Below are 24,416 nucleotides of genomic sequence, written 5' to 3' on the forward strand. Positions count from 1 at the left end.
TCCTATTTGAGGGCGTCGGCGTGATGACGCAGATGGTCTTCAATGAAAGTGCTGATGAAGAAATAGCTGTGGTCATAGCCTTCGTGGCGCCTGAGCGTGAGCTTCTGGCCCACCTTTTCACACGCAGCCTCAAACAGCTCCGGCTTCAATTGGCCCTCCAGGAAATTGTCCGCAAGGCCTTGATCAATCAGGATGTTTGCGTCTGTAGCGCCACCGCGTTCCAATAGTGCACAGGCGTCATGCTCTGCCCATGCCGCGCGGTCAGAACCGATATAGCCCGTCAGTGCCTTTTCGCCCCACGGGCAGTTCATCGGCGAGACGATCGGCGCGAAGGCGGAGACAGACCGGAAGGTGTCGCGGTTCTTGAGGAAGATCGTCAGCGCACCATGCCCGCCCATGGAATGGCCGGTAATGCCCTGGCGGCTCATGTCTGTCATGCCGACAGACCCAACGAATTCCGCAAGCTCTTTCGTGATGTAATCATACATGCGAAAGTTCTTGGCCCATGGGTCTTCCGTTGCGTTTACATAAAAGCCTGCGCCCTTGCCGAAATCATAGGCGTCATCATCCGGAACATGATCGCCGCGCGGGCTGGTGTCCGGGCAGATCACCATAAGGCCAAGCTCCGAAGCGGCCCGCTGAAAGCCCGCTTTGACGGTCGCGTTCTCTTCTGTGCATGTCAGGCCGGACAGATACCAGAGGACTGGTACCTGTCCGTGTGCTGCGGCAGGTGGCGTATAGACGCTGAACCGCATGTCGCAGCCCAGAACCTCAGACGTGTGTTGGTAGGTGCCCTGGATGCCGCCAAAGCAGCCCGTTTCGCTGATGATTTCCAAGCTCATCAGAATTCCACCACGGAGCGGATGGATTTGCCTTCATGCATCAGGTCGAAGGCTGTATTGATTTCATCCAGCGGCATCTTGTGGGTGATCAGGTCATCAATGTTGATCTTGCCGTCCATGTACCAGTCGACGATCTTGGGCACGTCTGTGCGGCCACGCGCGCCGCCAAAGGCCGTACCGCGCCACACGCGCCCTGTCACAAGCTGGAACGGACGGGTGGAGATTTCCTGGCCCGCGCCGGCCACACCGATGATGATGCTTTCGCCCCAGCCCTTGTGGCAGCACTCAAGCGCCTGGCGCATGGTGTTGACGTTGCCGATGCACTCGAACGAATAGTCCGCGCCGCCGTTTGTGAGGTCCATGATGGCTTCCATCACGTCACATTCCTTCGGGTTGACGAAGTCTGTCATGCCGAACTGGCGGCCCATGGCTTCGCGCGCCGGGTTGATATCCACGCCGACAATCTTGTTGGCGCCAACCATGCGCGCGCCCTGGATGACATTGAGGCCGATACCGCCAAGGCCGAATACGACGACGTTCGAACCGGGCTCTACCTTCGCGTCGAACGCCACCGCGCCCACACCGGTGGTCACGCCGCAGCCGATGTAGCAGATTTTGTCGAACGGCGCGTCTTCGCGCACTTTCGCGAGCGCGATTTCTGGCAGCACCGTGTGGTTCGAGAAGGTCGAGCAGCCCATATAGTGCAGGATCGGCTTGCCATCGATGGAGAAGCGGCTGGTGCCGTCTGGCATCACGCCCTTGCCCTGTGTTTCGCGAATGCTCTGGCACAGGTTGGTCTTGGGGTGCAGGCAATAATCACACTCGCGGCACTCGGGCGTATAGAGGGGGATCACATGATCGCCCGGCTTCAGGCTTTTCACACCTTCGCCCACCTCGAGGACCACACCTGCGCCTTCGTGGCCCAAAATGGCAGGAAAAGCGCCTTCAGGATCATCGCCAGACAGCGTGAAGGCATCGGTGTGGCACACGCCTGTGGCCTTGATTTCCACCAGAACCTCGCCCGCCTTTGGGCCTTCGAGGTCTACTTCTTCAACAGAAAGCGGTTTCCCGGCACCCCATGCAACAGCGGCACGTGTTTTCATGTCATCCCCCTTACAATTGGAATCGTATTGATAATCGGCATGTACTAAAACCGAAACCGGGATTAGAGTGCAACCGCAATCGAGTATCAACAGGAAATACATTATGACGACCGAAACGGACACTGACGTTCAGGCCGCCCTTCTGATAATCGGCGACGAGATTCTCTCTGGCCGTACCAAGGATGCGAACCTGTCATACTTGGCGGTGTGGTTGAATGAAGTGGGTATCCAGCTTTCGGAAGTGCGCGTTGTGCCGGATATTGAAGAAGAGATCGCGGCTGCGGTGAATGCGCTCAGGTCAAAGTTCGACTATCTGTTTACTACCGGTGGTATTGGCCCAACCCATGACGATATTACCGTCGACAGCGTGGCTGCGGCCTTTGGTGTGCCTGTGGTGGTACACCCCGAAGCCTACCGGCGCATGGCGGAATATTATGGCGAAGAAAACTTCACCGAAGCCCGCAAGCGCATGACCCGCGTGCCCGAAGGCGGCGAGCTGATCGACAACCCTGTGTCCATCGCACCGGGGATTCGTATTGAGAATGTCTTCATCATGGCCGGCGTGCCCAAGATCATGCAGTCGATGCTGGAAGGCATCCGCGCGCACCTGCGTACCGGTCGCAAGGTCTGGGCCCAGTCACTCACGGTGCATGCGGCGGAAAGCAAGATCGCTGAAGGGCTTGGGAAAATTCAGGAAGAACACCCAGGCACCAGTATCGGCAGCTATCCTTTCTATGGCCAGGGCTACGGCGCCAACATTGTGATCCGCAGCGCCGACAAGGACGCCATCGACGCCGCCATGGGTGCGGTGATGAACCTGTGCGACGCCATGGGCTTCGATATGGATCATCCCACCGCAATCGACTGATTGCCTGAAATTTGACCGCTTAAGGCTTGAATACCACTGTTTTGGTACCGTTCAGCAGTACCCGGTGCTCCAGGTGCAGCTTCAGGGCTTCGGCGAGCGTGACACGCTCCACATCGCGGCCGGTGGCCACGAGGTCCGAGGCCTCCATGGCGTGATTCACCCGGGCCACATTCTGTTCAATGATCGGGCCTTCATCCAGGTCCGCCGTCACATAGTGCGCGGTGGCGCCAATCAGCTTCACACCCTTTTCATGCGCCTGCTGGTAGGGGGCTGCGCCCTTGAAAGAAGGCAGGAAGCTGTGGTGGATGTTGATCACCTTGCCTGCCAGGCGTTCGCACGCCTTGTTCGACAGCACCTGCATATAGCGCGCCAGCACAATCAGGTCGATTTGCTCGTCATCGATCAGCTTCAGAAGCTTCTGTTCCTGCTCGGCCTTTGTCTCCGGCGTGACCGGCCAGTGGTGATAGGCGATGTTGTAGGAAGCCGTCAGCTGGTAGGCGTCCTTGTGGTTCGAGACCACGGCGGGCACTTCCATATGCAGTGCGCCGCGTTCCATGCGGTACAGGATGTCCATCAGGCAATGGTCGAATTTTGAGACCATGATCAGCACGCGCTGGGGTTTTGAAGCGTCGTGGATCGCCCAGTCCATGCCGAATTTGTCGGCCACTGGGGCAAATCGCGCCCGCAAGTCATCGCAGCTGACAGGCTCGCTCAGTGGGCGGATGGCCACGCGCATGAAAAACTGGCCGGTGGCCGTGTCTGCATACTGGTTGCTTGACGTGATGTTGCAGCCTGCCGTGGCAATCAGGCCGGAAACTTCGGCAACGATGCCGGGTTCGTCAGGGCAGGACAGGGTAAGGATAAATTTTTCGGTCATGGCAACCTCTGGAACACGTAACATTACTCGTTGAGGCCGCACCAGAGCAGGGCTTCCGGGGCTTGGCAACAGTTTTTATTGAAACATAACGAAATAAGCCGTTGTTTTGGGAAGGATGAATGATTAATAACCGAAGACCAGCCTCGTGTGCCCGCATGGTGGAATTGGTAGACACACAAGACTTAAAATCTTGAGACCGTATGGTCGTACCGGTTCGAGTCCGGTTGCGGGTACCATTTTCTCCTGACCTTCAATTAATTCGTGAGCTTGCATTGACATGCGCGGCCATCCGGTTTGATATGCCCACGATTGAGAAAAATGGGGGGCGGGGTCCGGGACCAACCGCCAGAATTTGAGTGAGCGAGAGCAAGACATGAATGCACGACAGCAGGTTCTTGAGCATATGCCCAAGAACGCAGTGTGCGCGGAAGTGGGCGTCCACCTGGGCGATTATTCGGCGAAGATTATCAATAAAGCCAATCCGAAAAAAATGTATCTGATCGACCCTTGGCAGGTGGTTGAAGACGAAAAATACGCCAAATCTTGGTTCGGAAAAAAGGTGGCGCAGCGGGAAATGGATCAGCGCTTCAAAAGCGTACAGAAGCGGTTTGCCGATAATCCGGCGGTGGAAATCCTGCGCGATTTTTCCAAGGGCGCGGTCACGCACATCCCGGACGGCAGCCTGGATTTCGTCTATCTGGACGGTGATCACAGCTTTGAGGGCGTGTGCCTGGATTTCGACCTATTCTATGACAAGGTCAAGCCCAAGGGGCTGATTTACGGCGATGACTATACGGACCAGTTCTGGTGGGGAACGGGTGTCATCGACGCCCTGCACAAGAACCTGCATGAAAAGGACCTGCGTCTGGTGTTCCTGAACGGCACGCAGTTCTGCTGCCGCAAAATGGGCTGACCTACGAATAGCCTGCAATATTATCCGGGAAGAACGCTGCCGACCTTGGTGGCGTTCTTTATGCGATAAATACGGATATTTCTTGACCGAATATATTTGGATGATATATATCCGTAATCATGAAGATGAGCGAAGGTATAGAATGGGCGATCCACTGCTGCACCCTGTTGGCAGCGCTGCCCGAAGGGACGGCCCTGCCGGTGGGCAGGCTGTCTGAATTTCATGATGTCCCAAAGGACTATCTGGCGAAACACCTGCAAAGCCTGTCGCGAGCGGGCATCGTGCAGACCACACGCGGCCCTGGGGGCGGTTACCGACTGGGGCGCCCGGCTGAGCGGATCACGCTTCTGGATGTTGTCGAAGCCATCGACGGCAAGGACCCATGCTTCCAGTGCACCGAAATCAGGCGGCGGGGCCCGTCGGCGGTCGGGGCTGCAGCCTACAAGAAGCCTTGCGGCATTGCCCGCGCCATGTGGAGCGCCGAAGCGGCCTGGCGACGGGAACTGCAGAAGGTAACCATCGCGGCGCTTGTGGCGCAGGCGGCGGAAGAGGTTGATCCAAAACAAATCGAAAAATCAATAAGTTGGCTCGAGCGTACGACAGGAGGATAACAATGAAGGACATCAAGGACATTCAGGATGGCGGTGCCGGTAATCCGCGCGGCGCAAAGCATGTGGTCGTCGTTGGCGGAGGCATGGCGGGGCTGATCGCGGCCCTTTACGCCGCAAAGGGCGGGGCTAGAGTGACTGTGCTTGAAGGGGCGCGCCAGTTTGGTGGCAGGGCCCAAACCACCAAAGAAGGCGGTTTCTCGGTCAATATGGGCGCGCACGCTCTTTACAAGGGCGGTGCCGCGAAGCGGGCGCTCGATGATCTGGGTCTGTCTGTCACTGGGGGCACGCCGCCCCTAGAAGGCCAAACCGCGACATGGCAGGGCAAGCCCTATCTCTTGCCGGTCAGCCTGATGTCATTCTGGCGGACGGGGTTGTTCTCGCTCATCGACAGGTGGGCGACAACGCGATTCTACGCCAACTTGCCCAAAATGAATTCGGCAGACTATGTGGGCATGACACTTGAGGACACGCTTATGGCGCTTCTGCCTGCGCCAGGTGCCCGCGCCTATATGCATGCCGTGATGCGGCTCAGCACCTATGCCAACGCGCCCAGCCAGATGTGTGGCGGCGCGGCAATCGAACAGCTGAAGATGGCGCTTGGGGGCGTGCTTTATCTGGACGGCGGTTGGCAACAGATGGTGGACACGCTGGTTGACGCCGCCAAGACAAGTGGCGTTGACCTGCAGGCAGGCCAGAAGGTCAGTGATGTCGAGCGCACTGGTGCTGGCTTTACCGTGGTCACGTCCAAGGGGCAGGTTAGTGCGGATGCTGTGGTGCTGGCCCTGGCTCCGAAACAGGCGGCGTCGGTTGCGGCAGGCCTCGCATCCGAGTTAACAGGCTATGCCGAGCAGGCCGTACCGGTCCGGGGGGCGTGCCTGGATGTGTGTCTCTCGAAGGTGCCTGTTGAGGCCACCAGCTTCGCACTGGGGATCGATGACCCTGTCTATCTTTCCGTCCATTCCTGTGTGGCCAAGTTGGCGCCAAAGGGTGGCGGCTTGCTGCATACCGTAAAATACCTGGACCCGTTGAGAGCAGAGAAAGCCAGCGCGCTGGAACAAGAGGTCGAGCGCTATACCGATCAGTTACAGCCGGGCTGGAGGCAGCATGTCGTGTCGCGGTATTTCCGCCCCGGTATGGTGATCGCCAATTCGCTTCCGCTTGCAGAGCATGGCGGCATGGCGGGGCGTCCGGCGGTGGAGACGTCAGTGCCTGGCCTTTGTCTGGCTGGTGACTGGGTTGGGCCGAAGGGCTTTCTGTCTGACGCGTCCGCGGCAAGTGGCCGGGCTGCGGGGCGTCTCGCAGCTGGTGCAGCTGCCCAGCCGCAGCATGCCCAGGCAGCAGAATAGCTGACACCTGACGCACAGCGCTATATGAGGGCGGGGCGGCATTCGTCGCCCGGCCCCTAGCTTCCGACTTCAGCTGTCAAGGCTGCCGATTACCAGCAGTACCCGCAACACCTGCTCGCGTGGAAGTCGAATTTCGTGCGCAGGATTATACTGTTTCAAAACCAGATCCTGACCATCCCATTTGACAAATTGCTTGATGAAACCTGTGTGCTCTGCGGTTTCCACCAGCACGAAACGCCCCCGGCGTGGTGGCTTCGTTGGGTGGACATAGGCCAGGTCCTGATTCTTGTACTTGGGCACCATCGAATCGCCGGTAACAAAAACAGCAAAGGCGTTCTTTACCCCCTGCAGGTCTGCGGGCCGGAACGTCCAGTCTATGGCGCTGTCTTCCATCACAATACTGCCGTCCTTCCCGCCTTGCGCCCGCCCCAGCACAGGTAGGTCCCGCATGGGGCCAAAGGCTTGCACGCGGCCACTGCCTCCAGCGCGTCCGTGTTTGCGCGGCCACTTTCGGGACAGGGAGTCATGCCCCAGTATCGGGGCTTGCCCTTCTTCAAATTGTGCCTTCGTCTCGCCGGTTATGTTGCTCAGGTATCCAGTGGCTGTCGGGTCAGGTATATCGCTTGTGGTCATTATGTTCTCCTTTTGTTCTTATTATGCAGATCAGCCGCGTCAAATAAAGCGCAAAGTTGTAGTGACTAAATTTTAATGATGTTGGGTCCATACTGTCCCTGTTGGCGCTTTTGGTTCCGGGTGTGTGGCCAATTGACGTGCGGGTGAGGGGCGCCTGCAACGATCGCTTTGGATAGGTGGCATGGACGACAATCGGTCGATCGATCTCCATAGATTCGCGGGGCTTTATCAGTCGCTGGCTGGTGCAGTAATGGAGCTGGCACCTGATGACAGGGTCATCTACGCATCGGGCAACCTGGACCGCCTGCTGGGGTGCGGCAGCGGCGGCCTGATGGGCCAATGTTTCACTGCCTACATTCATTCCAAGGATTTTGCGATCTGGCGCCTGGTGCGTCACAAGCTGATGAAGTCCGGCCATGTCGGGCCCGTGCCGCTTCGCATGCTGCGGGCTGACGGCGTGCCGGGCGCGATTGAACTGCACGCTGTACGCACGCCAGGGGCGGAACCCGGTACAATCCAGCTTTCAATCAGCCCCTATTGGGGGCAACTCTCCATCGGCGAGAACAAGCGTGCACCCAGCAGTTCGCCGCGCCAGTTCGACAAGCAGCATTTCGCCAAGCTGGCACAGCGCCTGACAGAATATGCAGCGGGGACAGATCATAGTGTTCCTGAAGCGCTGATGAAGCTGGCGGGCCTTGACGAACAGGCGGGGCAGGGCAAGGCAGAGGTCAGCCTGTGGGCGCTTCACCGCTTGCTGGGCGATGCGGCGGCAGAAGGGGCAGCGGCAGATTTGTCGGAGACCAAGCGTGAAGCGCACAGACCGGAGGGTGTGGCCTGTCCTGACGAACGGCAGCAGGTCTCCAACGCTATGCGCGGTGCCTTCAAGCAGGGTCGGGACGAAGCCAATTATGTGACAGTGGCCGGCGAAGACGGTATTTCCGAATCCGATGCGGTGAAAGCTGCCGTTTATGCCATGAAGCGCGCGGCATCCAAGGAAAATGCCAAGACCATCCAGGCCCTGACAGGCGGGTACGAACGGCGGTTGGAGAAGGTGAAGGCGCAATTGAAGGCTTTCAAGCAGATTGTGTTGCAGGAGCGTTTCGATGTAGCCCTGCAGCCGATTGTCGATATCCACGACGGCACACTGCATCATTTCGAAGCGCTGGCACGGTTCGACCAGAATATATTTGCGGGTTCGCCTTTCGAGTTCATGTGTTTCGCAGAAGATATCGGGGTGATCCACGAATTTGACCTGGCCATGACCATGAAGGTGGTGTCGCTGATCAAGCGTATGCGGCGCATCGGCTATAACGTGGCTGCAGCGGTGAATATTTCCGGCCATTCCATCCAGTCACAGGGCTTCCTGCGCCATTTCTTCAATATTCTGGAAGATTGCGGTGACATCCGTGAAAACCTGATGTTCGAACTAACGGAATCGAGCCAGATCGACGATCTGGAAACCACCAACCGCATCCTCCGCCGTATCCGCGATTTTGGCCATAAGGTCAGCCTAGATGATTTTGGCGCTGGCGCTGCAGGGCTGCAGTATCTGCGTGTCCTTAAGGTAGACTGCGTCAAGATCGACGGCATCTATATTCGCAAAGGCCTCGAGGACGCTGAGAACCGCTCCTTCCTGCGGTCAATGGCTGACCTTTGTAAGGGGCTGGGCATTGAAACGGTGGGTGAATGCGTCGAAAATGAAGAACAGCGTCGCTTCCTTGAGGAAATAGGCGTGAACTATGCGCAGGGTTGGCTATACGGCAAGCCGATGCCGCCTGACGAGGCGCTTCAGTTCCTGCAGGGGTGACCTGCGCCCCGTACCCCTTTCTCCAGACTTGGCACACTCCTTGCTCCTTATCTTGGCGAGCGGCAAAGCGTTTCCAGCGCTGCGTCCCTTCGAGAGATAAAGGATTGGTGTGCTAACTATATGTTTTTACGTCGAAAATATGCAGTAATGAGAGATTTCTCCCGTCAGCTTACGGATCAGCCAACGGCCAAGTTTGCCGCGAGTGTTCCGATGGCGGTGGCATATTTTGCCCGGCCAGCCACCAGTGCAAAACCTGCAGCGGGGGAGATGATCCATGTCGATTAACGGAATTATCAATACTTCGCTGAGCGGCCTGTTCACGAACCAGGCTGCGATCCAGGCAACGTCAAACAACATCGCGAACGTCAACACCGAAGGCTATGCCCGCGTGGTCGTTGAAACGGAAGCCAATATCCTGCAGGGGCAATCTGCCGGGGTCAGTATCTCTGACATCAAGCGCGTTGTTGACAAGTTTCTTGAAAGCGCTCTCCAGACTTCCACTTCCAATCTGTCTGAGGTCACAGTGCAGCGCGAGTTCCATGACCGGCTGCAGGGTATTCTTGGCGACCCGGCGTCAGATAGTTCACTCGCGGCGCGTATGGACCAGATCTATCAGGCAATGGCTGACCTGGCCCTTAACCCGGCCGATGTATTGCGTCGCCAGCAGATGTTGTCCGAGATTGGCAGCTTTACCGACCAGATCAACCTGTATCATGATCAGATCCAGTCCCTGCGCAGCGAAGCCAGTACCCAAATGGCCGAGACGGTTAATGCGATCAATACCACGCTGCAGCGGATCGATGAGCTGAACCCGCTTCTGGTTCGCGCCAGTGCGCTGGGTGAAGAATCGGGAGGCCTGGAAGGGCAGCTGTCGCTTGCGCTGAACGAACTGGCGTCGTTGATTGACATCAAGATTGAACGGACGGCCGCGGGCGGCGTCAAGATCGCTACCGGCGACGGGTACCCGCTTCTGGATACATCGCTGTTCCAGTTGGAATATGATGCGCCGGGTATCGTTGAAGCCGGCACCACGTTCCCGACAATTGACGTATACCGGGTGAATGACGACGGTGAACAGATTTCCTCCACCGTCGACCTGACACCTCACATTCGCTCAGGCAAACTCAAGGGCTTGATGGAAATGCGCGACAACCAGTTGGTGGACCTCAGTGTCACGCTGGGTGAATTGTCTGCGCGTGCCATGGATGAGTTCAATGCCATCCAGAACAAGTATTCGGCTGTGCCAGCCCCTAACAGCATGGAAGGCAAGCAGACCTTTGTCGACGGCGCACATCAGACGGGTTTCACTGGTCAGACCACGTTTGCTGTTGTTGATGGCAATAACCAGCTGGTCAATTCCGTAACTGTCGATTTCAGCGATACTGGGACCTATCCCGATTTTGATGCTGTTGTGACGGCGGTGAATGCGGCCCTGGGTGCGGACGGCACTTTGGCCCTGAACAACGGTGTGATGTCCTTCACAGCGACCAACTCAGCGAACGGTGTTGTTATTGCTGACGATGAGGCGGACCCAAGCGACCGTGCTGGTCGTGGCTTCTCGCATTTCTTTGGTATGAATGACCTCCTGTCCGCAGATCGGGCCGGCATTTATGAAACGGGCCTCGACGGCACGGAAGACCATAACATGGGTGCGGCCGAAACCATCGAATTTGAAGTGCTGGACTCTCTGGGGCGCAGTCTGGCGACAATTTCCGTTGGCACCACAGGCACGACCTTCGACGACATGATCACTGAACTGAATAACGTTGGTGGTCTGGGGGCGTATTTCTCCTTCACGCTCGAAAGCGACGGCCAGCTTACGTACGAGGAAACAGCTTCCTACGACGGCATCAACCTGAAGGTTATCAACGACACCACGGATATCGGCGGCACCGGTGTGACCTTTACCGGCGCCTTTGGTATTGGCGACAAGCACCGGGTTGAAGCGGCACGGGACGTTACCATTAACGAAGACATCACATCAGACCCCAACCGCCTTTCGCTGGCGGTCTTTGATGCGACAGGCGCGGTGGGCGATGTGGTGCTGACAGACGGTGACCAGCGCGGGGCGCTGGCATTCCAAAGCCTGGAGACGTCCCTTGTGGGGTTCGACAGTGCAGGTGAATTGAAGGCGAGCAATGTCACACTCAGCCAGTATGTTGCCCGTTTCCTTGGAAACGCAGGCCTGCAGGCTCGCCGAGTGTCGGACCTGGAAGCAGACAATATCGCGCTGCAACAAGAAGTGCAGGCGCGGAACTCAGCGGTGTCCGGTGTGAATATGGACGAAGAATTGTCAAACCTCATTGTCTACCAGAATGCCTATGGGGCTGCGGCGCGTGTCCTCTCAAGCGTGCAGGATCTCTATGACGACCTGTTGTCGATAGTGTAAGGAGCTTAGTATGGTTCGGGTATCATCATTCGGTCAGCAAACGCTGCTTATCCGTTCTATCATGGAAAACCAGCAGAAGGTTTTCGATGGCCAACGCCAGATTTCCACAGGCAAGAAAACCGATGAGTTTCGGGGTCTTGCTGGACAGGCCAGTACAATCCTGGGCTCGCGCTCCTTCAAAACACGCATTGAGACATACCAGCAGACCATCGACACCATTCGCGGCAAACTGGACGCCAACGACGTCCAGATCGAAGGTATGTTGGGCGCGATGGAAAAGCTCAAGGAAACCATCCAGGTCACGCTTGCGAATGGTCAGGCTGAAGGCTTCAGTGAGATGCTGGATCAGACGTTCAAGTTTGTCTCGAACGCCCTTAACACCAACTTTGACGGCACGTATCTGTTCTCCGGTGCGAAAACCGGGTCAGAGCCCGTCAATATTACATCGCTGGCGGATCTGGACGCGTTGGCATCCGTGAGTGACGCGTTCGATAACGGTGATGTGGCCTTTGAAGCCCGCATTGCAGACGGTGTAGACATTGAGTTCGGTATCCTTGCCAGTGACTTGGGTGAAGGAGTGTTCCAGGAAATGCTGGACCTGTATCAATTTGATCAGGGCGGCAGCGGTCCGCTTCAGGGCGAGTTGGATGCCACCCAGTTCAGTTTCCTGCAGGGTCAGCTTCAATCCCTTGATACCGCTATCGATAATATGCGGCAGATCCATGTGGCCAACGGCCTCGCGTACGAGCGCCTTGATGTGGTGGACGACCAGCACACAGACACGTCCGTGTTCCTGGAAAAATTCATTGCCGATGTGGAAGATGTGGACATTGCAGAAGCTGTTACCAGGCTGAACAACGACCAGGTAGCGCTTGAGGCGTCCTATCAATCGATCAGCTCCTTGTCCCAACTGACGCTGTTGCGCTTCCTCTGAAAACCATTCCGGTAATCTGCTCCGGTAGTCCCGCTCTGGCCGATTGTCGTTGCATTTGGTCTGTCGCTGGCTAGATTGAGCGTCGGAACAAATGAGGACGACAATGGCTATTTCAAAAGACCAGTTCAAGCAGGGCATGCGCCGCTTGGGGGGCGCGGTCAATATCGTGACCGCGGCAGATGGCGAGGTTTGGGCTGGGCTGACAGCAACAGCTGTCACCTCCTTGTCGGCTGAGCCGCCGCGTCTGCTGGCCTGCATTAACCGGCAGGGTGTTACCTATGACATTGTCTCGAAGGGGCGCACGCTGGGCGTCAACGTGCTGGGCACAGCTCACAAGGCGCTTGCCATGCGGTTCGCTGGTATGGACGGCGAAGGCGAAACAGAGCGTTTCGATGGCGGCAACTGGTTTACGGCCAAGTCTGGTGCGCCGCTGTTGACCGGTGCGCTGGTCTCTTTCGACTGCACAGTCGAAAGCATTCTGGATGCCGGCAGCCATGCTATTGTCATTGGCAACATCGAGGCGGTGAAAGTGGGTGCGGGCGATACGCTGGACCCTTTGTGCTACCTGGATGGCGAATGGGGCACCTTTCAGCCCCTGGTCTGACGCTCTTTCCCTTAAGTGATTTGCAACAAATTTCGAATATCTTGTGCCTGAGCTGATTTTTGCAGGACATTTTCGCAACATGTGCGAAAAAAAATCGCTCACCCGAATCGCTATATCTTGACTCTGCGAATCAATATGATTCGATATATGGTGTTTGAGGCGTGATTTGGACCGATCCGGGAGAGGGCCATTTTCCTAAGATGTTGATTCTTCTCTCTGAATCTATATCCTAAAACGCGCTAGGGGTGTGTTGCACCTTGAAATCATGAGAAGTGCCCGTGTTGTTTTGAGCATTTTACGGGAGCGGAGGCGTCAGGTGGTAAGTAAAGAGCTGCAGGAATTGTTGTTGCTGGCGAAGACCAAGTCTTCGGATGCCCGGTCGCGCCTTGTGGAGAACATTACGGACCTGTTTTTATCCGATGGTGGCCGGCTCAGCGAGCATGAGCGCGCCCTGATGTCGGACATTCTTGGCAAGCTCGTGAGCCAGGTTGAAACAGACATCAGGAAAGAGCTGTCCCAGGCTTTGGCAGCATCGGGGGTTGATTTGCCTGATATCGTCAAAATGCTTGCAAATGACGAGATCGAGATCGCGCGTCCGCTTCTGGAAAAGAGTGCGCTTCTCAAGGATCCAGATCTTATAGAAATTATACGGATGCGGACGGACGAACATCGCATCGCCATCGCCATGCGCGAAGATGTGTCCGAAAGTGTCAGCAATGCGCTGGTTGAATACGGTAGCGAAGACGTGGTTGAGACGCTTCTCAATAACCATGACACGCAGTTGTCGTCCCGCGCGATGGAATATCTTGTGGCTGAGTCCCGCCGGGTGGACCGGTTTCAGGAGCCGCTTTTGCAGCGGTCCGATCTGCCCGGCGACTTGGCTTACCGCATGTATTGGTGGGTGTCAGCTGCGCTCAGGAAGCGCATTCTTGAAGACTATCAGGTTGATCCGATTGTGTTCGAGCAGGCTGTGCGCCGCGCTGCTAATTCCGTCATGGTGGACAAGGGCGGGGAACAAAGCGCCTATGTCCGTGCCCAGCGCCTCGTGCGCCGCATGATGGAAAACGGCGAGCTGACGATCCAGTTCCTGCAGAATGCCCTCAGGCAGCAGCGTGTGGCCGTGTTTGTGGCGGGGCTGGCAGAGCTGGCAGGCATCAATTTCCGTACAGCCTGGCGCATATTTTCAGACAAGGGCGGTGAAAGCTTCGCCATTTTGGCAAAAGCCGTTGGTGTTGAGCGGAACCAGTTTACCAGCATCTACCTTCTGGTGGTGCAGGCCCGCGAGGGTGGCGGTGTGAAATCGCCTGGGGTGCTGAAAGGCATATTGGAGTTGTTTGATGCCACGAGCGAAGAGAATGCCCGTGGGGCGCTGCAAGTGTGGCAGCGCGACAGTGCGTACCAAGAAGCAATAGAAGAATTGGAAAAGGTGGGGTAGTGCCGGCTGATCGGGAGCTCAGCCAGACACAGTAAGCCCGGGGAGGACCTCAATGACTTTGGAAAAGCCGAAAGACAACAATGTTGTCGACCTGGCGGGGCGCCGTGGTGACGGGGCTGACGCGATGGAGCCGGCGTTTGGCGCGAGCATTGGCCGACAGGCAGGTGCAGGGATGCCGGCGAACGAGCAGGTGCTGGGCCTTGTCTCGCGTATCCTTGTAGATGAAAGCCTGCCTTTCTATGTGTGCGCGCTCGACGGCACAGTCATTCACTTCAATGACCATTACCAGAATCTTGATCGGGCCCTTGGCGACGTCACGTTGGCGCCGGGCGAAGGCAAATATGCCGGGCGGTATCAGGTGCCAACCCTGAAGCCTGTGATCGAAGATGTGTTGGCCAGTGAAACAACTGTCCGGGCTGAAGAAATTGTGGCCATCAGTGGCAGGGACCGCGTTTTCCTCGGGCGCCATACGCCTGTGCGGAACGAAAAGGGCGACATTGTTGCCGTTGCCGGGACCTATGAAGATGTGACCGTGCAGGTGCGTGGGATCGAGGAAGCGAACAAGACGCAGGCCCGGTTCCAGGATTTTGCCCGCGCGAGCTCTGACTGGTTCTTTGAATGTGACGCCGATATGCGTATCCGCTCTCTGTCTGAGCGCTTTACCGCCATTGTTGGCCAGCCTGCCTCGCTGTTTATTGGATCGAAATTCGAGCAGTTTGGCCGCCTTGAGGAAAATCTGGAAAAACGCATGGAGGGCCCGCAGGCCATCCGCATGCGTAAACCGTTCCGCGAGCAGCTTTTCGTAATTACCGAGCCATCAGGGGCGGACCTCAAATTCCACCTGTCTGCTGTGCCTGTGTTTGAGCGCCAGAGCGGCGACTTCCGCGGTTACCGTGGGGTCGGCATGGATGTGACAGCGCGCTACAAGCAGGCCGCTGAGGCGGATGATATCCGCCGCAATCTGGAAGCCCTGCTGCAGGAATTGACGCGCAAGAATATGGCGCTCGATGAAGCGACAGAGCAGGCCACCAGCGCCCTTCGCGCCAAAAATGAGTTCCTTGCGGCCATGAGCCATGAGCTCCGTACACCGCTGAATGCCATCATTGGCTTCGCCGAAGCGTTCGAGGGTGAAACCTTCGGTGCGCTTGAGCGTGCCTATGTGGATTATGCGTCTGACATCAGGAAGTCCGGCCAGCACCTTCTGGGCCTGATAAACGATATTCTTGACGTTGCCGTGATTGAAAGCGGTGGGTTGTCCCTCAATATCGATGAGCAGGAGCTGGATCAGCTGCTGACAAAAGCCGTGCATATGAACATTGATGCCGCCCGCAACAAAGGGCTGAATGTTGACGGGCTGGACAAAACCACCGGCTTGTGTGTGAAAGTCGATGACCGCCGCACCACGCAGATTCTGGTGAACCTGTTGTCGAACGCCATCAAGTTCACGCCTGAAGGCGGTGCCATCGGGATTGACGTTACCTCAGATGAGGCGGCCCAGCAGGTTGCCATCACCGTTTGGGATACAGGCATCGGGATTTCCGACGATCATGCTGAAAATGTATTCGAAAAATTCCACCAGGTGACAGAGCATATTTATAGCCGGAGCCAGGAAGGCACGGGCCTGGGCCTGCACATCAGTCGCGAGCTTGCGCGCAAGATGAACGGCAATATTACGCTTGAAAGCAAGGTGGGCGAGGGCAGTCGCTTTACGGTGACACTGCCACTGTCGGACGGCGACAACACAGACGCTGGCTATATCTAAGAGATAAAAACCCTGATAAGGGACGGGAGATGGGGCGCAGGCGGATAACCGCCGCGCCCCATTTTTATTTTATTCGCCCCGGATGAAGGTGCGAATGTCCTTCACCAGTTGCTCGATGGACGGCTGGTGCACATACATCATGTGGCCGGCCTCATAATAAGTGAACCACACCCGGCTGGTGTCGATGCCATTGGCGTTGAAGGTGTTCTCCGACGCGAAGAAGGGGGTTGCCAGGTCATAGTAGCCATTGGCTACCATGGTGCGCAGGTCCTTGTTTTCGCGCATAGCCGTGCCCACGAAAGGGGCAACGTTCGGGTAGCCTTCGCTGTAACCACGCTTGCGGGGCTCTGCCCAGTGGCGGCCCGGCTTGCCGGACAGCACCTCATAGCGGCGCTCAATATCCACGCCCAGGTCATTCTGCATATACTGGTAGATGCCAGCGGTATAGGCAGCATCGATGCCGTAGCCTGAAGGGTCATTATCGAACCGTTCGCCGGTGCCTTCATAGTCTTCGCCAACGAAGCGGCTGTCCAGGCGACCAACGGTTTTACCCTCATTGCGCAGCAGTTCTTTCATGAACCGCATGTTGTTGACGCGCAGGTTGGCATTTTTGACATATTGCTCGCTCAGACCCGTGTAGGCAGCCAGTTTGGCGGCGACAGCGTTGAACTCGCTCTCGTCCAGGCGGTTGCCTTGCAGCAGGGCACTGGCATAGTCGCCCAGCGTGAAGGCACGAACTTCGTCAATAAATCCTTCAAGTGTGCGGCCCGCCTTGTCCACCTTGCCGTGATACCAGGCGGTGGCGGCCATTGTCGGCAGGTAGGAAATATAGGGCGTGTCGTTACCAGGCTGATAGCGCGCTGTCTGGAAATCCAGGATGGAGGAGATGAACACAACACCGTTGATCGCAATATCGGACCAGCCGCCCTGAAGCTCATGCAGAAGCGCCGCCGCACGCGTGGTGCCATAGCTTTCGCCCGACAAATACTTGGGCGAATTCCAGCGCTTGTGCTTCACCAGCCAAAGGCGGATGAACTCAGCGATAGACTGGGCATCATTTTCAATGCCCCAGAAATCCTTGCCGTCACCTTTGCCGATGGCGCGGCTATAGCCTGTGCCGACGGGGTCAATGAAGACCATATCGGCCATGTCCAAAATCGACAGTGGGTTGTCTTCCAGCCGGTAAGGCGCGGCGCCATCATCTTCGGCGTCGGACGGCAGGACCACCCGCTTGGGCCCGTAAACGCCCAGGTGCAGCCATAGGCTGGCAGAGCCCGGACCACCGTTGAAGATGAAGAACACAGGGCGCTCGGCGTTTGATTTCAAATCTGTCCGCAGATAAGTGGTGGAAAAGATCGAGGCTGTGGCTTCGCCCTTATCGTTCTTCAGATGCGTTTCACCGGCAATGGCCTTGTATTTGACCTTCTCGCCGCCGAAAGTACCCGCCTTTTCAACTTCATAGACTTTTGGTGCTTCGACAGGTGCTGCGGTCTCGCCCTTCGTCTCGGCCGCGACCGCAGGCAGCGTCATGGACGCCGCAAGCAGCATGCCGACGCATGATTTTGCTAGCTTGAACATGGATATCCCCTGATTGTTGACTTTGGGGCTCTCTTAGCCCTTTGGTTTAGCCCTGTCGCGAGCTTCGCGATGAGCTGAGCCCTTTAGTAGGCGAACTGTTCGGTGAAGATGCGCTCGGCCAGCGTGTGCTCGCTGTCGAACAGCAGCGTCAGCGACACGTCGCGGGCCTCTTCGATCAACACATGGCGCACATCCCGCACTTCATGCATGTCCGCAACAGCGGAAACTGGCCGTTTTTGCGGCTGGTTGATGGTAAGCGCCACCGTCACATGATGCGGCAACAGGGCGCCGCCCCAACGGCGGGGGCGGAAGGCAGAAAGCGGTGTCAGCGCAAGAAGGTCGGCGCCCAATGGGATGATCGGGCCATGGGCAGACAGGTTATAGGCTGTGCTGCCGGCAGGGGTTGCCACCAAGACGCCGTCGCCGACCAGTTCCGGCAGCCGCACCTTACCGTCAATCGCCACGCGGATGTTGGCAGCCTGGCGGGTTTCCCGCAGGAGCGACACTTCATTGATGGCCAGATGTTCGACAACCTCACCATCACAGCGGGTGGCGCGCATACGCAGAGGATGCAGGGTGAAGCTGTCTGCCTTGCCGATACGTTCAATCAGGTCATCATCGTTGAATTCATTCATCAGGAAGCCAACGGTGCCCTTGTTCATGCCGAAAATTGGCACATTGCGGCCCATATAGGCATGCAGGGTCTGCAGCATGAATCCGTCGCCACCAAGCGCAATAATGACGTCTGCATCACTGGTGCTGACTGCCTTATAACGGTTCCGTAATAACTGCGCGGCTTTGCTCGCTTCGCCAAACTCGCTGGCAATGATGGCTATCTTCATATGCTTGTTCCCTCTTGGGTGCGAGTATAGGGAAAAATTGGCTGAGAGCGAGCGGGAATTTTTCCGCAGGAGGTCTCGGTCGGCTGATCAGCCGCCGGTCTGGCTCATGTGGCGACCAACGGTGCCGACCATACGGTCATTCTGCATGGCAAAATCGTGGCCTTTGGGCTTTTCCAGCATGGCTTTCCCAAGAGCGGCTTCAAGCTCGGCTTCCGGGTCGTCAGACCTAAGGGCTGCGCGCAGGTCCACATGGTCATCCTGGCCAAGGCACATATAGATGCGGCCCGTGCAGGTTACGCGCACGCGGTTGCAGCCGTCGCAGAAGTTGCCGGTCAGCGGTGTAATAAGCCCCAGGCGGTTGGCGTGGCCCTTTACAGAGAAATACCTGGCCGGGCCGCCTGTGCGGTGGCCGCTCGGCGTGAGCGTCCAGCGGTCCTGGAGGGTGGGCAAAAGCGCGGTCAGCGGCAGATACCGGTCTTCACGGGCATCGTCGATTTCACCCAAGGGCATGGTCTCAATCAGCGTAAGATCAAGGCCTTCAGCCAGACACCAGGCCATCAGGTCCGGGATTTCACCGTCGTTCATGCCCTTGAGCGCCACCGTGTTGATCTTGACCTCAAGGCCTGCGGCCTTGGCGGCACGGATGCCTTCAAGGACCTGCGCCAGCTTGTTGCGGCGGGAGATTTCCTCGAACAGGTCTGGCTTCAGTGTATCCAGCGACACATTGATGCGCCTTACGCCCGCCTTATAGAGGTCAGCCGCCATATGTGGCAGTTGCGTGCCGTTGGTGGTGAGGGTCACCTCATCCAACAGGCCGCGATCTACATCATCCCCAAGCCGTTCAATCAGCGACAGGATGCCTTTCCTGACCAGGGGTTCGCCGCCTGTCAGGCGGATGCGGCGCACACCGCGGTCCATGAAGGCCTTTGACAGGTCGTAAAGCTCCTCAAGCGTCAGCACGTCGGCTTTGGGCAGGAACACCATGTCTTCCGCCATGCAGTAGCGGCACCGGAGGTCACAGCGGTCCGTGACGGACAGGCGCAGATAGTTGATCTGCCGCCCGAAAGTGTCGGTCAGTGCTTTGGTCTGTGGCATATGGTCATGGCTATCAGGCATAGCTGCAATGTCGTGCGCAAGACGCCAGTCGTCAAGTCATTAGCGCGTGATAATGGCGTCAGAATGTGGTGTGGGGTCAGCTATCTTCGTCGAAGAAGGAACCCAGGGCCTCGTCATACGCTTCATCCAGGCGCTTGAATACTGTGGCATTGGCTTTGAACGCATGCCCTTCGGCCTTCAGGTCCACCATATTCTGCAACAGGTCTGAATAACCGGGACCGGACGGGCTTGTGGAAGGGGACGTAAGGGCTGCGGTGTTCTGGCTTTGACCAGCATCGTCGTCCAGGCTGAAGGATGAAGCCTCACTTGTTTTCTTCAGGATCTCAGCCGCCAAGTCGGTGGCGCGGCTTTCCGACTGCAGCAGGCCTTGTGTCGCGATGTTGAGCGCCTTGATCATGAAATCGTGATATCCCTCTAAAGTCCGCGGTCACTATACACCTGAGGCGGTGAATTGGCAGTAAAGATTTAGATACAATTGTCGATATCCCGTGCGGTGCTATGTTGTGGTGTGAACGATGAACGGAGGCTTTTGTGGAACTTGATCTAGTTATCGATGTGGTGTGCCCCTGGTGTTATGTGGGTAAACGCCAACTGGACAAGGCGCTGGAGATGCGCCCGGGCAGCCTGTCCGTGGTGCGCTACAGGCCATATCAGCTCGCGCCCGACACACCGATAGAAGGCGTGGACCGCAAAAGCTATTACCGGAAGAAATTCGGCGATGGGCCACAACTTGAGGCCATGCGGGAGCACCTTAAGGTACAGGCAGCGGGCCTTGGGATCGCATTCGATTTCGACAGTGACTGCACCATCGCCAACAGCCTGGATGCGCACCGCCTGATCCGCTGGGCCATGACGCCCGGCAAGCAGGCGGAAGTGGCGGACGGCATCATGAAAGCCTATTTCGAAGACTGCGCCTTCATTGGCGATCATGCCCTGCTGACAGAGATCGCCGGGCAGGCGGGCATGGACACTACGCTGGTGGCTGAACTGCTGGCCTCCAACCAGGACACAGACCTCATTCGCACGGAAGTGCAACACGCGCAGGAAGCCGGTATTCGCGGCGTACCCATGTATATCTTTGGCGGCAAATATGCGGTTTCGGGTGCGCAGGGACCGGAAGCGCTCGTGCAGGTGATTGATAAGGTAACAGCCGAGGCAACCGCGTAAAAAAACAGGCGCCCTTCTGGGAAAAGGACGCCTGCTACTCATAACAATTGATACTCGGAACAAAAGGCCAGGGAAAGCCAAGGAATAATCAGGGTAGAAGGGTCAGGACATTTGAAGTTCCCTGAGGGAGCGGGCCCCACTGAACGGAGAGGAAATCAGCAGGGCCCACGAGGGAGACCGTTAGAAGCGGGCGATCAGGCCTGCTTTGGTTGTCCAGGCGTTTTTGTCGTCGCCGTAGGTCGTATAGTCGGCGCCGACACGAAGGCTGAGGCTTTCGCCAAGCGCCCGCTCATAGCCGCCACCAAAGCGCCAGCCGTTGTCGTTGAAGGCATCACCGTCTGCGCTGGTTGGGTCGAACCGGGTGCGAACATAACCAGCTTTACCGTAAATCAGGTTCGCGCCGTCAGAACCAAATGCCTGACCAAGCGTCAGGGACGCGCTCCATTCATATTCGCTTTTCATGCCAGTGGCGTTGTTGTTATAGCCAGTGTCGCCGAAGGTGCCTTCAAGGCCATAGACCATGTTGTTGTCCATCTGACGGCGGAAGCCGATCACACCACCATAATAGAGGCTGCGGTCGCGCTTGACGTCGCCAGCCAGTTTGGTCCAGTCAACGCCTGCCTCAATACCGGCATAGGCACCATCAAATTTGCGCTCACCGTCGGCGGCGCTTGCGCCTGCAGCCAGAAGCGTTGAAGCCGTTACCACACCCATAATTGTTTTCGAGAATTTCATGACTGTCCTCCGTGTCGTTTTCTCAAAGTGCCAGGCCATTCTTATGTGCCCGGCTGATGATGAGAATTTGGAGGGGCTTTGGGGCGCGTCTATGGGCGATCCGTGGCGGATTTATGAAACATTGTGACGCAATGCGGCGCTCAGCTTAACATCTGTTCAGAAAAGGGGGCAAAAGCTGGTTTTGCCCCCTAAATCGAGTTTTTCAGGCGCTGGCTGGTTTGGCGCGCGACAATACGGCCCAGCCGATGAGGGCAGACAGAAGACTCGCTGCCAGCACCCCAATCCGTACGTCGGCCTGAAGCGCGATAGAGCTGTAGGCCAGACTGCCGATAAAGAGGCTCATGGTGAAACCAATACCTGCCAGGTGCCCTGCGCCCCAGACGTGGGCCATGGTTAACTTCCCGGGCAGCTTGGCGCGGAAGATATAGATGGCAACCAGGGCGCCTGCGATCACGCCAAGCGGCTTGCCCAGGGCAAGACCCGCAAGAATGCCCGCACTAACCGGGGCCATGAGCGAGTCAAACGACAGGCCTGCAAGGGAAACACCCGCGTTGGCAAACGCAAACAGCGGCAGAACCATCAGGGCCACCGGTGCGTGCAGGTTATGCTCCAGGTCTTCGAGCGGTGAATGGCCCTCATCATCCTTCGTGGCGGGAATAGCCAGCCCCACTGCAACGCCAGCGAGGGTGGCGTGAACGCCCGACTTCAGCACAGCAATCCAGACGAGCGCGCCAATGAACAAATAGGCGGAGGTGTTGCGAACGCCGGCGCGGTTCAGCACAAAGAGCCCCACACAGCCTGCCTGCGCCAATGTAAGCGAGATGACCGAAAGATCAGCAGTATAGAAGGCTGCGATAATCACCACGGCACCCAGATCATCAAGGATCGCGAGTGTCAGCAGGAACAGCTTCAGCTCCGCGGGAATGCGACTGCCCATCATGGCAAGGATGCCGATGGCAAACGCAATATCCGTGGCGGTCGGGATCGCCCAGCCACTCATGGCTTGGGCCTCACCACCAGTGGCAAACCAAAAGAGGAGGGCAGGAACAACCATGCCGCCGACAGCAGCCATTCCGGGCAGGGCAAGGCTTTTGAGGCTCGACAGTTCGCCCGTCACCACTTCTCGCTTGATTTCAAGCCCCACCAGAAGGAAGAAGATGGCCATGAGGCCTTCGTTGATCCACAAAAGGATGGGTTTGGACAGGCCATACTCGCCAAGGGCAATGGTGCCTTTGGTTTTCAGAAGCGCATCATAGATTGGCGCCAGGCTCGAATTGTCCAAAATGATGGCGAATGCAGCCGCTGCGATCAGCAGGAGCCCCCCGAGTGCGTCGGGTGACATGGATAATTTCATTACGATCTCCCTGATATCCCACCACCATATTGGAGGTAGGGCATGGAGATGCAATATTAAATCGACCGATTTGGTCCGATTTCAGCGGAGGCCGAAAATGGCAAATCCTAAATCAGGAAAAGGTAAGCAACGAAACCGCTCACAGCAATCAGGTTGAGCGCAGCGCCCCATCCTGAGAATTCGCTATATTGGCTATTTTTCATCATTCTATCCTCTAGCTATCCTTTGTGTTGGCTGCAGGTTTTCCTGTCTTTCCAACATATGTCTGTCGTGTCCCTGGCGGTAGATCGGCCTTTGCCAACCCGGTGTCGCCTAATCTGCAACGTCATCTTTTATGGCTTATCAGGTGCCCGATGATCTTTCTGTGCTGCGGATCACAGCGAGATATAAGCGGTCCCGCGCCAATAACAATCTATAAAAATGTTAGGGCAGCTATGCGTTTGACGCTAAGCGATTGAGGTAATGAGTGAAATTGCGGTGCACAAAATATGCCGAGGCGCCCGGATGCGGAACATTCGGCCGATTTGGTCGCTCTATCCCGTTAAATTAGAAAGAGATAGGTCACAAAGGCGCTGACGCCCAAAAGGTTCAGACCGGCAATCAAGCCAGAAAGGGCAGGGGTGGGCTTCATGGCACGTCCCCGGAATTGTCCTGTTGGCCTGAACAACGGGAGGAGGTGTATCTCAGGCGGCTGCCTTTTGCCGCCGGTTAAGACTTATAACACCCATAGGGTACCAGCTGCCGATTAACGATTTCTGATCAAACGAGGTTAATAAACGATAATATATAGTTCCTGACCCCAACAGGGTGTCGAGGTCAGGCTATTTGTGGCTCTGCGGTCAGAATTTGAAAACAATCCCCAAGCTGCTCTCAAGCATGTCGTTGGTTCCGTCCAGACCTGAGAAGGTGACGGTGGTGCGCAGGCTCAATCTTTCAGACAGCGCGCGTTCATACCCAAGCCCCAGCTTCAGGCCGTCAAGACGTCGATAGAGCGACTCACCAGATGGGGTAGGCACGAGGTTGCCGTTGCCGTCGTCGATGAGCTCAAGCAGATCGACGCGTTGCCGAACCTGGCTCCAGCCAACCTGACCGAACAGCAGATTTCGGCGGTTCCGACCAAAGGCGTATCCAGCTGTGCTCATGACAGACCAGTGATGTCGGTTGGATCTAGGGAAGATTGCATACCGGGTATCTGGAGTGCCAGGGAAGCCGAACGTGCCCTCAAGGCCAAGAACAAGGCCATCGTCTGACTGATGTCTGTAGCCGCCAAAAAGGCCGAATTGAAAATCCAGGTCGCTGCTGTCATGCTCTGTGTGCATGCCGAGGCCGGCTTCCACGCCCAGATAGGGACCATGAAAGTATTTTGTGTCTATGGTAGAGGATTGAGGGGCGTCGGCCAGTGCCACTCCTGATACTGCTGTCGTCAGCACCATCACCCCCACAGTGAATAGCTTTTTCATTGTCGTGTCCTTCAATTGTCGGTTGAATTAATTCAACGAC

Annotated in this window: 22 protein-coding genes and 1 tRNA gene; 12 read left to right on the forward strand and 11 right to left on the reverse strand. The window is 56.9% G+C overall.

The features are described from left to right. Positions 1-2: 2 nt before the first annotated feature. Positions 3-842 carry an S-formylglutathione hydrolase gene (gene fghA / locus KORLAC_RS08375; protein WP_068305397.1) on the reverse strand — a complete coding sequence of 280 codons (840 nt, stop codon included), beginning with the start codon at positions 840-842 and terminating at the stop codon, positions 3-5. After that, positions 842-1,945: an S-(hydroxymethyl)glutathione dehydrogenase/class III alcohol dehydrogenase gene (locus KORLAC_RS08380; RefSeq protein ID WP_068305399.1), complete on the reverse strand. Its 1,104-nt coding sequence runs from the start codon at positions 1,943-1,945 to the stop codon at positions 842-844. The genes fghA and KORLAC_RS08380 overlap by 1 nt, the downstream gene beginning before the upstream one ends. A 103-nt stretch (positions 1,946-2,048) precedes the next feature. Here KORLAC_RS08380 and KORLAC_RS08385 point away from each other — a divergent pair, with 103 nt between their 5' ends. Continuing rightward, complete coding sequence (locus tag KORLAC_RS08385; RefSeq protein WP_068305400.1) at positions 2,049-2,813, forward strand: competence/damage-inducible protein A; 765 nt, start codon at positions 2,049-2,051, stop codon at positions 2,811-2,813. A 19-nt stretch (positions 2,814-2,832) separates the two neighbouring features. Here the strand turns inward: KORLAC_RS08385 and purU are convergent, their stop codons facing one another. Next, complete coding sequence (purU, locus tag KORLAC_RS08390) at positions 2,833-3,690, reverse strand: formyltetrahydrofolate deformylase (protein ID WP_068305401.1); 858 nt, start codon at positions 3,688-3,690, stop codon at positions 2,833-2,835. A 149-nt stretch (positions 3,691-3,839) separates the two neighbouring features. Between purU and KORLAC_RS08395 the strand changes: the two genes are divergently transcribed. The 4 genes from KORLAC_RS08395 to KORLAC_RS08410 all read left to right on the forward strand — a co-directional run bounded on the left by KORLAC_RS08395 (position 3,840) and on the right by KORLAC_RS08410 (position 6,560). Further along, a tRNA-Leu gene (locus KORLAC_RS08395) sits at positions 3,840-3,926 on the forward strand. Positions 3,927-4,063: 137 nt separating this feature from the next. Then, on the forward strand, positions 4,064-4,603 hold the full coding sequence (locus tag KORLAC_RS08400) for a class I SAM-dependent methyltransferase (RefSeq protein ID WP_068305403.1): 540 nt from the start codon (positions 4,064-4,066) through the stop codon (positions 4,601-4,603). A 125-nt stretch (positions 4,604-4,728) separates the two neighbouring features. After that, positions 4,729-5,214 (forward strand): RrF2 family transcriptional regulator, encoded by a 486-nt coding sequence (locus tag KORLAC_RS08405; protein ID WP_206594903.1) that lies wholly within the window; start codon positions 4,729-4,731, stop codon positions 5,212-5,214. A 2-nt stretch (positions 5,215-5,216) separates the two neighbouring features. Then, positions 5,217-6,560, forward strand: coding sequence for a phytoene desaturase family protein (locus KORLAC_RS08410; RefSeq protein ID WP_068305406.1), 1,344 nt, complete (start codon positions 5,217-5,219; stop codon positions 6,558-6,560). Between the two features lie 69 nt (positions 6,561-6,629). Here the strand turns inward: KORLAC_RS08410 and KORLAC_RS08415 are convergent, their stop codons facing one another. Then, positions 6,630-7,193: a S24 family peptidase gene (locus KORLAC_RS08415; RefSeq protein ID WP_068305408.1), complete on the reverse strand. Its 564-nt coding sequence runs from the start codon at positions 7,191-7,193 to the stop codon at positions 6,630-6,632. A 181-nt stretch (positions 7,194-7,374) separates the two neighbouring features. Here KORLAC_RS08415 and KORLAC_RS08420 point away from each other — a divergent pair, with 181 nt between their 5' ends. From KORLAC_RS08420 to KORLAC_RS08445, 6 genes are all read left to right on the forward strand, one after another. Next, positions 7,375-9,000 (forward strand): sensor domain-containing phosphodiesterase, encoded by a 1,626-nt coding sequence (locus KORLAC_RS08420; RefSeq protein WP_068305410.1) that lies wholly within the window; start codon positions 7,375-7,377, stop codon positions 8,998-9,000. A 274-nt stretch (positions 9,001-9,274) separates the two neighbouring features. Next, positions 9,275-11,389, forward strand: coding sequence for a flagellar hook-associated protein FlgK (flgK, locus tag KORLAC_RS08425; protein WP_068305411.1), 2,115 nt, complete (start codon positions 9,275-9,277; stop codon positions 11,387-11,389). A 10-nt stretch (positions 11,390-11,399) separates the two neighbouring features. Beyond that, the gene (locus tag KORLAC_RS08430) at positions 11,400-12,323 is read left to right on the forward strand and encodes a flagellin (protein ID WP_068305412.1); all 924 of its coding nucleotides are present in this window, start codon (positions 11,400-11,402) and stop codon (positions 12,321-12,323) included. A 103-nt stretch (positions 12,324-12,426) separates the two neighbouring features. Further along, entirely contained in the window at positions 12,427-12,927 is a 501-nt protein-coding gene (locus tag KORLAC_RS08435; RefSeq protein ID WP_068305414.1) for a flavin reductase family protein, read from the forward strand. Positions 12,928-13,243: 316 nt separating this feature from the next. After that, on the forward strand, positions 13,244-14,362 hold the full coding sequence (locus tag KORLAC_RS08440) for a DUF2336 domain-containing protein (protein WP_068305415.1): 1,119 nt from the start codon (positions 13,244-13,246) through the stop codon (positions 14,360-14,362). Positions 14,363-14,414: 52 nt separating this feature from the next. After that, positions 14,415-16,124, forward strand: coding sequence for a sensor histidine kinase (locus KORLAC_RS08445; RefSeq protein ID WP_068305417.1), 1,710 nt, complete (start codon positions 14,415-14,417; stop codon positions 16,122-16,124). A gap of 69 nt (positions 16,125-16,193) precedes the next feature. On the opposite strand, the gene KORLAC_RS08450 is transcribed toward KORLAC_RS08445, so the two are convergent. The 4 genes from KORLAC_RS08450 to KORLAC_RS08465 form a co-directional block, all read right to left on the reverse strand. Further along, entirely contained in the window at positions 16,194-17,672 is a 1,479-nt protein-coding gene (locus KORLAC_RS08450) for a S10 family peptidase (protein ID WP_420913274.1), read from the reverse strand. Positions 17,673-17,785: 113 nt separating this feature from the next. Next, positions 17,786-18,544, reverse strand: a complete 759-nt coding sequence (locus KORLAC_RS08455; protein WP_068305421.1) for an NAD kinase — start codon at positions 18,542-18,544, stop codon at positions 17,786-17,788. An 87-nt stretch (positions 18,545-18,631) separates the two neighbouring features. After that, on the reverse strand, positions 18,632-19,660 hold the full coding sequence (gene moaA, locus KORLAC_RS08460; protein WP_139167422.1) for a GTP 3',8-cyclase MoaA: 1,029 nt from the start codon (positions 19,658-19,660) through the stop codon (positions 18,632-18,634). A 76-nt stretch (positions 19,661-19,736) separates the two neighbouring features. Then, positions 19,737-20,057 carry a hypothetical protein gene (locus KORLAC_RS08465; RefSeq protein WP_068305424.1) on the reverse strand — a complete coding sequence of 107 codons (321 nt, stop codon included), beginning with the start codon at positions 20,055-20,057 and terminating at the stop codon, positions 19,737-19,739. 134 nt (positions 20,058-20,191) lie between these two features. On the opposite strand from KORLAC_RS08465, the gene KORLAC_RS08470 reads away from it, so the two are divergent. Then, entirely contained in the window at positions 20,192-20,827 is a 636-nt protein-coding gene (locus KORLAC_RS08470; protein ID WP_068305426.1) for a DsbA family oxidoreductase, read from the forward strand. 180 nt (positions 20,828-21,007) lie between these two features. Here KORLAC_RS08470 and KORLAC_RS08475 read toward each other — a convergent pair whose 3' ends face one another. The 3 genes from KORLAC_RS08475 to KORLAC_RS08485 all read right to left on the reverse strand — a co-directional run bounded on the left by KORLAC_RS08475 (position 21,008) and on the right by KORLAC_RS08485 (position 24,376). After that, positions 21,008-21,562 (reverse strand): outer membrane protein, encoded by a 555-nt coding sequence (locus KORLAC_RS08475; protein ID WP_068305428.1) that lies wholly within the window; start codon positions 21,560-21,562, stop codon positions 21,008-21,010. A 202-nt stretch (positions 21,563-21,764) separates the two neighbouring features. Next, positions 21,765-22,916: a Na+/H+ antiporter NhaA gene (gene nhaA / locus KORLAC_RS08480; RefSeq protein ID WP_068305429.1), complete on the reverse strand. Its 1,152-nt coding sequence runs from the start codon at positions 22,914-22,916 to the stop codon at positions 21,765-21,767. Between the two features lie 839 nt (positions 22,917-23,755). Continuing rightward, a complete protein-coding gene (locus KORLAC_RS08485; protein WP_068305432.1) occupies positions 23,756-24,376 on the reverse strand; it encodes an outer membrane protein in 621 nt (206 codons plus the stop codon). Positions 24,377-24,416: the final 40 nt, after the last annotated feature.

It is taken from the genome of Kordiimonas lacus (assembly GCF_001550055.1).
In the GTDB taxonomy this organism is placed as follows: Bacteria; Pseudomonadota; Alphaproteobacteria; order Sphingomonadales; family Kordiimonadaceae; genus Kordiimonas; species Kordiimonas lacus.